This is a genomic window from Stenotrophomonas sp. ATs4 (genome assembly GCF_051861585.1).
Classification (GTDB): domain Bacteria; phylum Pseudomonadota; class Gammaproteobacteria; order Xanthomonadales; family Xanthomonadaceae; genus Stenotrophomonas; species Stenotrophomonas maltophilia_AS.
Genome location: NZ_JBLYPK010000007.1, coordinates 53,149 through 66,136 on the forward strand (window position 1 = coordinate 53,149; position 12,988 = coordinate 66,136).

Annotated in this window: 7 protein-coding genes; 3 read left to right on the forward strand and 4 right to left on the reverse strand. The window is 65.8% G+C overall.

What is annotated here, in order from left to right; genetic code table 11:
- Positions 1-64 precede the first annotated feature (64 nt).
- Positions 65-958, reverse strand: coding sequence for a DnaJ C-terminal domain-containing protein (locus ABR323_RS13635; RefSeq protein WP_439449692.1), 894 nt, complete (start codon positions 956-958; stop codon positions 65-67).
- Between the two features lie 262 nt (positions 959-1,220).
- On the opposite strand from ABR323_RS13635, the gene ABR323_RS13640 reads away from it, so the two are divergent.
- Both ABR323_RS13640 and ABR323_RS13645 read left to right on the forward strand, forming a co-directional pair.
- On the forward strand, positions 1,221-1,703 hold the full coding sequence (locus ABR323_RS13640; RefSeq protein ID WP_135274760.1) for a peroxiredoxin: 483 nt from the start codon (positions 1,221-1,223) through the stop codon (positions 1,701-1,703).
- Between the two features lie 28 nt (positions 1,704-1,731).
- On the forward strand, positions 1,732-2,307 hold the full coding sequence (locus ABR323_RS13645) for a ferritin-like domain-containing protein (RefSeq protein WP_439449693.1): 576 nt from the start codon (positions 1,732-1,734) through the stop codon (positions 2,305-2,307).
- A gap of 117 nt (positions 2,308-2,424) precedes the next feature.
- On the opposite strand, the gene pbpC is transcribed toward ABR323_RS13645, so the two are convergent.
- On the reverse strand, positions 2,425-4,806 hold the full coding sequence (gene pbpC / locus ABR323_RS13650) for a penicillin-binding protein 1C (protein WP_439449694.1): 2,382 nt from the start codon (positions 4,804-4,806) through the stop codon (positions 2,425-2,427).
- Positions 4,807-4,870: 64 nt separating this feature from the next.
- Positions 4,871-9,778, reverse strand: coding sequence for an alpha-2-macroglobulin family protein (locus ABR323_RS13655; protein WP_439449695.1), 4,908 nt, complete (start codon positions 9,776-9,778; stop codon positions 4,871-4,873).
- 505 nt (positions 9,779-10,283) lie between these two features.
- Between ABR323_RS13655 and ABR323_RS13660 the strand changes: the two genes are divergently transcribed.
- Positions 10,284-11,303: a hypothetical protein gene (locus ABR323_RS13660; protein ID WP_439449696.1), complete on the forward strand. Its 1,020-nt coding sequence runs from the start codon at positions 10,284-10,286 to the stop codon at positions 11,301-11,303.
- Positions 11,304-11,491: 188 nt separating this feature from the next.
- Here the strand turns inward: ABR323_RS13660 and ABR323_RS13665 are convergent, their stop codons facing one another.
- Complete coding sequence (locus ABR323_RS13665; RefSeq protein WP_439449697.1) at positions 11,492-12,952, reverse strand: bifunctional 2-methylcitrate dehydratase/aconitate hydratase; 1,461 nt, start codon at positions 12,950-12,952, stop codon at positions 11,492-11,494.
- Positions 12,953-12,988: the final 36 nt, after the last annotated feature.

A 12,988-nucleotide genomic window follows, 5' to 3' on the forward strand; every position in this document is an offset into this window, starting at 1 on the left:
GGTCGGCACGCCTTGAACGGCCGAAAGGCGTGCGGACCAAGGTCCGCACCCACCAGAATCCATCTCAGATTGTCTCGCCGAACGCCTTGGCCAGGTTGCGGTAAGCCTTCTTCTGCGCTTCGTCGGTCGCGGCCGGGGCCACGATCTCGATTTCGACGATCTGGTCGCCGTCCGGGTTGCCCGGCAGGCCACGGCCGCGCAGGCGCAGCTTGCGGCCGGCATCGGAATCGGCCGGAATCTTCAGCTCCACCGCACCGCCCAGGGTCGGCACGCTGATGCTGGTCCCCAGCGCGGCCTGCCACGGGGTGACCGGCAGCGTGTAGAGGATGTTGCGGCCGTCGACCTCGAACTGCGGGTGCGCGGCGAACTCCACTTCCAGCAGCAGATTGCCGCCGTGGTTGCCCTGCCCCGCCAGACGGATCACCTGGCCCGGGCGGATACCCTTGGGCACGCGTACATCCAGCTGCTTGCCGTTGACCGTGATGCGCAAGCTGTCACCGCTGTAGGCGGCTTCCAGCGGCACCGACAGCTTGGCGCGGGTATCGCGGTTGGGTGCATGGCCCTGGCTGCTGAAGCCCGGCCCCGGACCCGCGCCGCCACCGCCCCGCTGGCGCGCGAACAGGCTCTCGAAGAAATCGCTGAAGCCACCGTTGGGGCCACCGCCGCCGAACACTTCCTCGAAGTTGAAGCCACCGGCACCGCCGTAATTCGGCGGTACGTTGAATTCCTCGCCCGGGCGGTAGCCCTGCGCGCGCAGCTGGTCGTAGGCCGCGCGCTTCTCCGGGTCACGCAGCGCCTCGTAGGCCTCGTTGACCGCCTTGAACTTGTCCTCGGCCCCGGCCTCCTTGCTGACGTCCGGGTGGTACTTGCGTGCCAGCCGGCGGTAGGCAGTCTTGATTTCCGCCTCGCCCGCGCTCGGTTCCACCCCCAGGGTGGCGTAGTAATCCTTGAATTCCATCCAGCTACCTCGATCTGCTTCGGCCGCGCCGGTGGCGCCGCCCCGAGTTCATTCTACGCGCCGGCGATGCTACGCCGCCCCCCGTGCGGCCCCGGTGAGGCCGACTGATCCTGCGCAATGCGGCTGCCATCCCCATCCGCCACGCTGTGGCTGGAAGCTCCCGCCGCGAAGCCTGAAGATGGGGCCTGCACACGGGTTTTCCAATGTCTTGACGTCCCTGTCCCATCCGGCCCACTAGCCTGCCCCAGCAAGGAGTTTCCCCATGACCATCCATGTCGGCGACCGCATTCCGGAAGTGACCCTCAAACGCATCCGCGAGGGCATCGAAACGCTCGATACGCATTCGCTGTTCGACGGACGCAACGTGGTGTTGTTTGCCGTGCCCGGCGCGTTCACGCCCACCTGCTCGGCGCGCCACCTGCCCGGCTACGTCGAGTCGTTTGACGCGTTCCGCAAGCGCGGCATCGAGGTCTATTGCCTGGCCGTCAACGATCCGTTCGTGATGAAGGCCTGGGCGGCCGACCAGGGCGTGCCCGATGGCCTGCTGATGCTGTCCGACGGCAATGCCGAACTGACCCGTGCGCTCGGTCTGGAACTCGACGCCAGCGCCTCGGGCATGGGCATCCGCTCGCGTCGCTTCGCCCTGTATGTGGTCGATGGCGTGGTTCGAGCCGCCTGGGTCGAGCAGCCCGGCCAGTTCGAGGTGTCTTCGGCCGAGTACGTGCTGGAGCACCTTCCCACCTGACATCCACCGCAAGAGGAAACGGCCAGCCATGTCCACCAAGCCAGCCAAAGCCAGCAAGCCCGCCGTCAAGGTTCCCGGCATCAGCGACCGCAAGACCCTGCGCGAACGCGCCCGGCGCAACATCGAAGACGGGGCGATCACCGACAGCTACAGCGCCGACCGCAAGGTGGTGATCAAGCTGCTCAATGACGCACTGGCCACCGAGTACGTGTGCGTGCTGCGCTACTACCGGCACCACTTCATGGCCAAGGGCATGCTGGCCGATGCGGTCAAGGCCGAGTTCCTCGAACACGCACAACAGGAGCAGGCGCATGCCAGCAAGCTGGCCGAGCGCATTGTCCAACTTGGCGGCGAGCCGGACCTCAACCCCGATACGCTGACCGCGCGCTCGCATGCCGAGTACAAGGAAGGCAGTGACCTGCGCGACATGGTGCGCGAGAACCTGGTGGCCGAACGCATCGCCATCGACAGCTACCGCGAGATGATCAACTTCATCGGCGACCGCGATACCACCACCAAGCGCATCCTTGAAGAGATCCTCGCGCAGGAAGAGGAACACGCCGACGAGTTCGCCGACCTGCTGGATGGGTGGATCGGGGAATAGCGGCCCCGCATACGCCCGGGTAGATGCCCACCTTGGTGGGCGCATTTATCGCGTGCCAACCAAGGTTGGCACCTACCAGAGCATGGATGCGTCGGGTCGCCGGGCCATTCCCAGCAGCTACCGCAGGACGTTGAACCGCACCTGCGTCCATGCGCCGTCAGCCGCCAGCGCAGTCAGGGTGTGAGCGCCGGGGTCAGCGAACTCGCGCTGCATCAACTGTGCGCCATGGGTCCGTGCAATCCAGCGACCATCCAGCAACCAGTCCACCGCCTGCTCGCTGCCCAGCGCGCGCAGCTGCAGCCGCACGCCGTGCTGGGCATTGGGCGCCCGGGCCAGGGTGGCACCGTTGTTGAGACCATCGATATGCAGGGCCACACTGGCATCTCGTCCGTCATCGCGGCAGTCCGGCGACAGTGCTGGCAACTGCGAGGCCTCGCGCGTGGCCTTGGGCAACCACGGCGACAGCAGCGCCGGCCAGCGCGCGATTTCGCGTGGTACTTCCTCATGTGGCGCGCGGCAGTCGGCCGATACACGCAGGCCGGTCAGCGCATCGGCCAGATAGCGCTGCCGCCCCGGCTGCCAGCGGCGCGCCTCGCGCTCGGGGAAGGTCGGCGGCGCCGCGCCGTCCAGCAGATAGGCCGACATCCGCCGCTGGCAGAGTGCTGCGGGCAATCCCTCGGCACGTTCGCCGGTCGGCCAGCAGATGTCTTCCTGGCTGACACTGGACGGCATCGGTGCAGCTGCGGAATCGCCACGCTGGCGCGGCAGGCTGTCCACCACTTCAAACATCAGCGGCAGTGCAGTGACTGCGCCGTACTGGCCGGGCAATGGCGTGCCGTCCGGCCGGCCCACCCACACGCCCACGGTGTAGTGACGGGTACTACCGATGGCCCACGCATCGCGATACCCGTAGCTGGTGCCAGTCTTCCACGCCACACGCGGGCGGCCACCGACATCGAAGGTGCCGACGCTGTATCCCGGACGCGGATTCGATTCCAGCATCTCGCGCACGATCCAGCTTGCGCCCGGCGAGGCGAGGCGCCGCTCGATCATCGGTTCGTCGTCGGTGTAGCGCACACGGCCGGCGATGCCGTTGCGGTTGAGCGCGGCGAACGCGCCGACCAGGTCTTCCAACCGCGCACCGGTACCGCCCAGGATCAGCGACAGATTGGGCGTACTGCCCGGCGGGAAGCGCAGCTGGATGCCGGAGTGCGAAAGCCGCGCAGCAAAGCGCGCCGCGCCCACCCGCTGCAGCAGATCCACCGAGGGCACGTTGAGCGACAGTCGCAATGAGCTGGAGGCACCGATGGGCCCATTGAAGGCCATGTCGAAGTTGCCGGGGCGATAGCTGCCGAAACTCTGCGGCGCATCGACCAGCAGGCTTTCCGAATGAATCAGGCCATCATCGAGCGCCATCGCATACAGGAACGGCTTGAGCGTGGACCCCGGCGAGCGCCAGGCCTGCACCATGTCCACGTGCCCCAGGCGCTGGCGGTCACCGAAGGACAACGTGCCAACATAGGCACGCGCCTGCAGGGTCTGGTTGTCGACCACCAGCAAGGCAGCCGAGGTGCGCTCGGGCAGCATCGAGAAGTAGCTGGCCACGCGTTCTTCCAGCGTGCGCTGCAGGCCGATATCGATGCTGCTCTGGATGCGCGCTTTGCCCGGCTGCGCTGAATGCAGCCGCTGTGCAAGCAGCGCCGCATGCAGCGGCGGCCGCAGCGAGCGTGCGACCACGTTCTCGATGCGTGCGTCTTCCACTTCTTCCGCTGTCCACACGCCCAACTCGTTCATGCGCGCCAGCACCTTGTTGCGGGCCTTCTGCGCGGCTTCGGGGTGACGGTCCGGGCGCAACCGGCTCGGCGCCTGCGGCAGCACCGCCAGCAGCGCGGCTTCGGCATGTGACAGCTGTGCCGCCGGCTTGCCCAGATAGGCCCAACTGGCCGCCTCCACGCCCTCGATGGTACCGCCGTAAGGCGCGCGTTCCAGGTACAGGGCCAGGATCTGCTGTTTGCTCAGGTGCACTTCCAGCTGCACCGCGCGCAGCATCTGCTTGAGCTTTCCCCAGGGCGTGCGCGTATGTGGATCGAGGATGCGTGCGACCTGCATGGTCAGGGTCGAGCCACCGGACACGATGCGGCCGCCGCGCAGCAACTGGCCGCTGGCACGCAGGATCGCCAGCGGGTTGATACCTGGATGGGTCCAGAACCAGCGGTCTTCATAGGTCAGCAATGCCTGCAGGTACAGCGGCGAGACGCTGTCGATCGAGGCCGGATAACGCCACACGCCCTCGGCATCGGCGAACGCACGCAGCGGCGTGCCATCGGCAGCCACCACCAGGGTGCTGGTATCGCGTTGCTTCGGCAGCGGCGGCGGGAAAGCGAAATCCAGCACCAGCAGCAGCGCCAGCAGAGCCGCCGTGCCCCAGCGCAACCACGGCCACAGCGGCCGCAGCCGGCGGCGCAGGGCCGCCAGCCGGGTCGACATCGTCTTCTTCATTGCAGCGTGCCGGATTGGAGCTTGCCAGCGGGACGGGCCGCGCCCTCGCGGCCCGTCCGCGCGGTCACGGCTGTACCACCGTGATCGTGGTCGGGGTGCTGCGACCGACGCCGCGCAGCTGCGGCCGGTACATGTCCTCCACCAGCGGCGGCGGCACCGAGTAGGTACCCGGGGTCACCGCGCGCACCAGATAGAACACGTTGGCCTTGCTGCCACGCGAGAGCTTCAGCGCGGCCACGTAGCGGTCGTCGCGGAACTCCTCGTGCTTGGTATCGGCCGCTTCACCACGGTCGCTGATGGTGATGCCATCGACCACCACGTCGGCCCACTGCTTGGCATCGCCCAGGTTGAAGTTCTCGATCTCCAGGCCCGCCGGCAGCAAGTCGGTCAGCAGTGCATCCGGCATCGTGGTGTCGGCGGTGACGGTGACACGCACGATCAGGGCTTCACCTTCCTTCAGCGGGCGCGGCGCCCACGGCTTGCCATCGGTGCCGTAGTAGCTGCGCTCGACGCCCAGCACGCTGTTGTCCGGTGCCGGCGCGCTGCGCGGGATGCCGGCCACGTCGATGCTGGCGAACATCGGCGGCTGGCCCTGCGGGGTGAAGCGCACGCCACTGGCCAGCTCACTGGCGCTGAAGTTGCGGCCGAACAGCTTGCGTTCGCCGATGGCTTCGGTGTTGCCACCAATCACCAACTCACCGGCCACCAGTGCCTTCTGATTGGCAGCAAGCGCTTTGCCAAGACGGGCAATCGCCACCTGTTCCTGCGTGCTCAGCCACATCCAGCCGGCGTTACGGCGCGCATCCAGGCCACGGCCCAGATCGACCGCACGCGCATCCCAGGCCGGCTTGGCCAGCTTGTTTTCGTGGGTCAGCGCAATCATCAGCGCGTCATCGCGGATGGCACTGCCGTAGTCGCCGAAGTACGACGGGCGTTCGCTGCTGGACTTTGCGAAGGCCGCAGCCAGTGCGGCCTGGCCGCGCTTGGCATCGCCCTGCAGCGACAGCGCCACACCCAGATGGACCAGCGACAGGCCACCGACCGCCTTGCTGCGCTCGTTGTCGTACAGCGTGCGCAGGGTACCCAGCGGCGCACGGTTGACCCGGGCCAGCACGTAGCCCGAATACGCCTGGTTGGCGAACTTCAGCTTCTCGCGGTCATCCTGGCCGTAGAACTGGTTGCCGCCGGACAGCAGATCCTCGCTGAGGCGGTTGAGCGCCTTCTGCAGCACGTTATCGGGCACGGCGAAGCCGGCGTCCTTGGCATCGAGCAGGAACTCGGTGATGTACGGAGTCAGCCACGGGTTCACGTAGCCGTCGTCACCCCACATCGAGAAGTTGCCGTTGGCCACCTGCATCGACGCCAGGCGACCGAACGCGCCTTCCATGCGTTCGCGGCGGGTCTTGGCATCCAGCCCGTCGGCACCGAGCATCGACGATGTCGCCTGGTCGAGGATCAGCGCGGCATAGCCCTTGCTGGTGGTCTGCTCGGCACAGCCATACGGGTAGTTCAGCGCGCCCTGCAGCGCACTGGCGAACGGAATCGGCGGCAGCGGGCTGACCAGCAGGCGGGCATTCACCGACTCGGACATCAGGCCATCGGTCAGGCTGTTGTCGAGGCTGACCGCCGCCAGCGGATCAAGCGTACGTACCTGCGAACGCAGCACCTGCGGCCACGCCGCACGCACCGGCAGCTCGTAGCGGCGATCGGCCTTGAAGCCGTTGCCGTCCACCCGTACCCGCACCTTGGCCACGCTGTGGCCTTCGCGTGCCGACAATGGGAAGCTCAGGGTGGTCTTGGCATCGGCATTCAACTGCACGCTGCGGCTGCCCTCGCCCAGGGTCAACGGGCCTTCGCTTTCCACCTTAACGTTGAACTGGCCCGGCTTGCCGGTGAAATTCTGCACGTCCAGGGTCACGGTGCTGCGGTCACCCGGGGCCAGCACGCGCGGCATGCTGGCTTCGGCCAGGATCGGCGCGCGCACCACGGTTTCCACATCGCGCTTGCCGTACTGGTCATCGCTGTAGACCAGTGCCGATACGCGCAGGGTGCCGTTGAAGTCCGGCACCTTCAGGCGGATGCGGGCGATGCCCTTGGCATCGAGCTGCACCGGGCCGGAGAACAGGTCCACGGTCTGCACGCGCGCGGTCGGACGCTTGGCCTGCGGCAACGCCTGCAGCGCCATGTCGCCACCAAACTTCAGCTTGCCGCTGCTGCCGTCGAAGCTCTCGATCACCCGGCTGTAGATGTCGTAGGCATCGATGCCGAGGCGACGCTGGGCGAAGAAGTGCGCACCCGCGTCGGGCACCGGGAAACGAGTGATGTTGAGGATGCCCACGTCCACCGCCGAGACGGTGACGTGCGCCATCTTGCCGGCCAGCTGCGGTGCGCTGACCGTCACCGGCAGGTCCTGTTCCGGTCGCATCTGCTTGGGCGCCGCCAGGCCGACGGCTACGGTGCGGCCCTTGCGGTCCATCGGCACGTGCACCACGCCCACCGCACGGGCCGGGGTGATCTTGCTCGGCGCACTGCCGCCACGGAACACCAGCGCGGTGATGTAGACGTCGTGGCGCTCCCAGTCGGCGGTGACCGGGATCTTGAAGGTCGAGCCCGGCTTGGCCTCGATGTCCTGCACGTACAGCATGCGGTCGGTCTCGACCATCAGGATGCCCTTGCCGGCATGCGGCGGGGTCACCGTCACTTCCAGGGTGTCACCGGCCTTGTAGCCGGTCTTGTCCAGGCCCAGCTTGACCTTGTCCGGGCGCGCGTCCAGGCCGCGGTTGTCATCGCCCCAGCTCCAGCCGGCGCGGAACGGGTAACGGCTGGTCAGGCCGGTGGACGGATCGAACACGTCCACCCGGTACTCGCCCCACTCCACCGGGAAATCGAAGGCGACCGCACTGCTGCCGGCATCGACGGTGCGGGTTTCCTTGTTCTCGAAGCGGCGGGTGTAGTCGTAGTCCCAACGGTTGTCGTTGAAGGTCCAGTGGTAGTCGCGCAGTTCGCGCACCAGGGTGATCTTCAAACCCTTGGCCGGCTGCGGAGCACCGGCGGCATCCACGCGCATCAGCTCGAAGCGCGCATTGCCGTTGGAATCGGCGCCGTCCTCGGGGTTGAACAGCGGCCGCACACCGACCAGCGCATTGGCCGGCCACATCACCCGCTTCAGGGTACGGGTGACCGTACGGCCACCGGTTTCATACAGGCTGCCGGACAGCACCACGGCGATCGGCGCCTTGGCCTTGGCCGCCTCTTCCGGCAACGCCACATCCTCACGCAGCTGGCCATTGGCCGGCAGCGTGGTGTCGATCACGTCCTTGGCCTCGCGCGGCAGCTGCAGGGTCGGGTCACCGAAGAAATAGCCCGGCAGGCCTTCCACCGGCTTCTGTTCAGCGGCCACCGCCATGCGTGCGGTGAAGCGGTTGCCATCGGCAGGTGCCCCATACAGATAGGCACCATTGGCCTGCAGGCGCAGGTCCTCGCCCGGCTTCAGCGTCTTCTGCGCGCTGTCCAGGTCCAGCTTCATGCGCTCGGGCAGGAACTCCTCGATGCGCAGGGTCATGCCCTGGATCGCTTCCTTGCTGGCCGGGTCGGTGCGGAACTCGACCTGCCAGCGCCCGGTGGGCGCCTCGGCAGGAATGACCTGCTCGAAATTGATGTAGCCCTGGTCACCCGGCTGCAGGCGGGTCTCGCGGAAGGTCTTGCCGTCAGGCTGCTTCAGGCGCAGGAACACCGGCTGGGCCTTGACCGGCTTGCCGTCGTTGTCGCGCAGCAGGGCGGACAGGCGCACGGTCTCGCCCGGGCGGTACAGGTCACGGCCGGACCAGGCATAGACGTCGAACCACGCGTTGTCACGACCGGCCACAGCGAATTCGCTCAGGTCCAGCGCCGGCTGGTTGAACGGCAGGAAGCTGGTGTCCTTGCCAGTGCTGGCCACCAGCACGTGAGTCGCATCCAGGGTGTAGTTCAGCAGCGCATTGCCGTTGCCGTCGGTGCTGCCCTTCAGCACCACCTCGCCCTTCGCGTCGAGCACCCGCAGGTCGATGCTCTTCAGCGGTGCACCGTCCTTGAGGCCGGCAGTGTGCACGAACAGCTTGTCCTTGTAGGCACGGGTATGCAGGCCGATGTCGCTGACCGAGAAGAACGCGGTATCGAATTCGCCTTCGTAGTCGCCGGTGCGCTTGAGCAGGGCGAAGTACAGGCCCGGCTCCTGCAGTTCCTTGATGTCCTGGGTCGGCAGATAGGTCAGCACCCGCTCGTTCTTCTTGCCACCAAGAATGAAGCGGTTGACGTAGACCGGCTCCGCCAGCTTGTTGATCGGGCTGCGCTCGTAGTCGCTGCTCAGCTCCCAGCTGCCGCGGCGGCCGCCGCGCTGGTACTGGCTGAAGAAGGTCGGCAGGTCCTTCTCACGCACGCGCAGGAACTCGACGTCGACCTCGGGCACGTTCACCGACACCACCGGCAGGCCGCGGCTGTCCTTGGCCGGCAGCACGCTGCCCTGCGAGGCGAAACCGACCACCGGCTTCAGCTCGCCGCTGAACACCTTCTGCTTCAGTTCCTTGCCCAGGCGGCTGCCGTCGGCGGCCAGCAGGTCGGGCGAGACCACCAGACTGAACTCCTTGCCGGCCTCGACGAACGGATAGCGCAGGGTCAGGCCGTCATCAGACAGCGTCCAACTGCTGTCGTCGGTGCCGACCTTCTCCTCGAAGCGCACCAGCTTGTCGAAATCCTGGGTGCCGACCAGCGGGCGCGAGAACTCCAGCGCCAGCGACAGGCCCTCGTTCTTCTGGTCCGGGTAGGCACGCAGCAGGGTGAACTCCTTCACCTGCTCGGCCTGGGTGGTGATGGCCTCACCGCTGCTCTTGGGCAGCTGCCCGCTGTCGTTGCGGCAGCCGGCCAGACCCAGCAACAGGCCTCCTGCCAGTACAGCCGCCGCCCATCCCCACCGCTTCCGCCGTGCCGGACCGCTCATGTCGTCACTCCTTGATCGAGGCGGCCATTATAGGCAGGCCGCGTCAAGGTGTTGACGCGAATTCGGCAATTGCCCCTGGCGCGGGTAGCGCCGGCCACTGGCCGGCAGTCCGGTAGCCGCCAACCTTGGTTGGCATTGGGCCCATGCCAACCAAGGTTGGCATCCACCAGGGGCCCCTACCCCGCTGCGCTAGGCATAGGTCCGTGTCGGCAATCCGCCTGCCTTGGGATCGGGTGCTCCCACAATCGTGGCGCGCAACGCCCCGGCAGAGAGATTGTTGAAACCGCCCTCAAGTGACGGATTGGACCCTTAATTGACCAACTCTCCAACCCGCACTTGATCACCGCTGTAGCATCGGCATCAGGCCTTCCTGACCGCAGTGATCATTGCAATGACAAGAGTTCGACTAGTTCAGGACCCATCAACGGGAAAGGTATGGGGTACACGATGTGACGGAAGCACCGTCGAAATCACATCCGGAAGCTCTGGAAAGCTGAAGTCACAGTTGAAAAACTTTTCGAGTCCCGACGAAGCACTGAAATGGGCGATCAAGCAGGAATGGTCACGGCTGAAGAAGGGCTTCGTACTAGTAAATCCTCTCGCTGATGCAGGGCAACCCAGCATGCACCGGTATATTTGCGGAGGGTACACGGGAGCCCTGATGATTGCCGGCTGCAATGGGAAGGTGGCGACCAATCAGCATCAGGATGAAGACACGCATGGTGCAGCAACCGATGTGCTTCTACTGGTCAGCGAAAGCGCTGATGTCACCCAAAGATGGCGGCCAAGCAAGACCGACCTCGCCTGGTCGGCAGCATCTACCACCAGCGACCAGTTCCTGATCCAATTCGACTCTGGAATCCATCTCTGGTCTGCGGACGGCACACCACCTCAGCGGATCAGTGAACCAACGATCATGTCGTCCCCCTTCCTTGCCGCATCCAACGGGCATGCATCGTGGCATTCCGGTGAGCAGATCACGGTAATGAGGCTCGCGGACGGAGAGAGCATCCTTCAATTCGCTCGCAAGCCAACGTTGGTAGGAGGCCACTCCCGGCAGATGGTGTGCGCGCTCTCTCCGGACGCAGCGACGCTTTCCTGCTGTTCCAGCCCGGGCGAAATCGAGTTCATCAATGTTGCACAGGCGGAGACCGTGCGCCGACATCAGGGTGATTTTGAAATGATCACCAAGATGGCGTGGAGCGCGGATGGGGGCTGGCTATTGGCCTTGGAACAGTACGGACGATGGCGCCTGATGTGTCTGGACACGGCAACAGGCGAATCCCGCCACGGGTGGCCGGAGTTCATTGACATGACGCGGACTGACTTTGCACTGGACAGCAATAGCAGGCGATTGGCCGTCATACACCGCGGTCATATTGCCCTTTATGACTTTGCGGACATGAGGGAAATTCAACGCTTCCCCGTGGATCATCTAGTCCGTACTGCACACATTGCATGGACAGGAGAAAACAACATTTCGGTACGGACCGACTATGGATGCCTTTCCACGTATGTAGTTTGATCAGGCTCGCTATTTAGTTGCGCTGTTCTTGAGGAGCCTCCGCCAACAGCGGTGTGGACCAAAGCCGCCTCGGCAGCCGCCAACCTTGATTTGGAGTTGGCCCGTGCCAACCAATATTGGACCCCATCAAAGCGGATCGAGCCACGTGCCCGGCAAGCAGGCGTGGCGTCAGATCCACCAGAGTGTTGCTACCCCGGCAGGTACAGATCCACGTAGTCGGTCACCGGCATCGCCGCCAGCGCTACCGGGTCCAGCGATGCAGCCAGGATGCGCTGCTGCTGGGCGGTCGGGAAGCGATGGGCCAGGTGCCGGCGGAACTTGTCCATCAGCAGCGGAATCCCCTCCTCGCGACGGCGGGCATGACCGAGCGGGTACTCCACCAGCACCTCCGGCAACTCAGTGCCATCACTGAAACGCACGCTCAGGCCGTTGGCGATGCTGCGCTTGTCCGGGTCCAGGTAATCGGCGCTGAGCTGCGGATCCTCATGGCAGGCCATCTTCGCGCGCAGGGCATCGATACGCGGATCGGCGGCAACGTCGTCCTCGTAATCCTCGGCCACCAGCCGCCCGTGCAGCAACGCGATGGCGACCATGTACTGCACACAGTGGTCGCGGTCGGCCGGGTTATGCAGCGGGCCCCGCTTGTCGATGATGCGGATGCAGGCTTCCTGGGTCCGGATCGCGATGTGCGCGATGTCCTCTACCCGCCGTCCCATCGCTCGCAGCTGCTGGTGCAACGTGATCGCCGCCTCCACCGCGGTCTGGCCATGGAACTCGGCTGGGTAGCTGATCTTGAACAGCACGTTCTCCATTACATAGCTGCCCAGCGGTCGCTCCAGCGTCAGTGCCTTGCCATGCATCGACACCGCTTCAAACCCCCAGGTGGGTGCGCTGAGCACGCTGGGGTAGCCCATCTCGCCGCTGGCTGCCATCAGCGCCAGGCGCACGCCACGGCTGGTCGCGTCGCCGGCCGCCCAGCTCTTGCGCGAGCCGGTGTTGGGCGCGTGCCGGTAGGTCCGCAGGGCCTGGCCATCGACCCAGGCCAGCGACAGCGCATTGAGCATGCGTTCGCGATCCAGCCCGAGCAGCTGCGAAACCACGGCCGTGGTGGCCACCTTGACCAGCACCACGTGGTCCAGCCCGACCCGGTTGAAGGAATTCTGCAGCGCCAGCACGCCCTGGATCTCATGCGCCTTGATCATCGCCAGCAGCACATCGTGCACGGTCGGTGGCGGGCGGCGCAGAGCCTGCGCGTTTCGCCCCAGCCAATCGCAGACGGCGAGGATGCCGCCCAGATTGTCTGAGGGATGGCCCCATTCGGCAGCCAGCCAGGTGTCGTTGAAATCGAGCCAGCGCACCATCGCGCCAAGGTTGAAGGCGGCCTGCACCGGGTCCAGCACGTAGTGCGTACCCGGTACGCGCGCGCCGTTGACCACGCTGATGCCCGGCACCAGGGGACCAAGCAGCTTGCTGCAGGCCGGGAAAGACAGTGCTTCCAGGCCGCAGCCCAGGGTATCGAGCAGGCAGTGGTGCGCGGTCTGGAAGGCCAGCGGTGAATCGATGCGTGCCTCGCGCACGTAATCGACGATGTCCACCAGCAGCGCATCCCACGCTGCACGTTCGTTGGATGGGGTGTGGTTGTCAGACATCGCAGGTCTCCTCGTCGGGGTGCACGGTTGCCCGTG

Excerpts from the sequence above, each read along its gene's own strand:
- ABR323_RS13635 (WP_439449692.1), bottom strand. The coding sequence starts at position 958 with ATGGAATTCAAGGATTACTACGCCACCCTGGGGGTGGAACCGAGCGCG.
- ABR323_RS13640 (WP_135274760.1), top strand. The coding sequence starts at position 1,221 with ATGACCATCCATGTCGGCGACCGCATTCCGGAAGTGACCCTCAAACGC.
- ABR323_RS13645 (WP_439449693.1), top strand. The coding sequence starts at position 1,732 with ATGTCCACCAAGCCAGCCAAAGCCAGCAAGCCCGCCGTCAAGGTTCCC.
- pbpC (WP_439449694.1), bottom strand. The coding sequence starts at position 4,806 with ATGAAGAAGACGATGTCGACCCGGCTGGCGGCCCTGCGCCGCCGGCTG.
- ABR323_RS13655 (WP_439449695.1), bottom strand. The coding sequence starts at position 9,778 with ATGAGCGGTCCGGCACGGCGGAAGCGGTGGGGATGGGCGGCGGCTGTA.
- ABR323_RS13665 (WP_439449697.1), bottom strand. The coding sequence starts at position 12,952 with ATGTCTGACAACCACACCCCATCCAACGAACGTGCAGCGTGGGATGCG.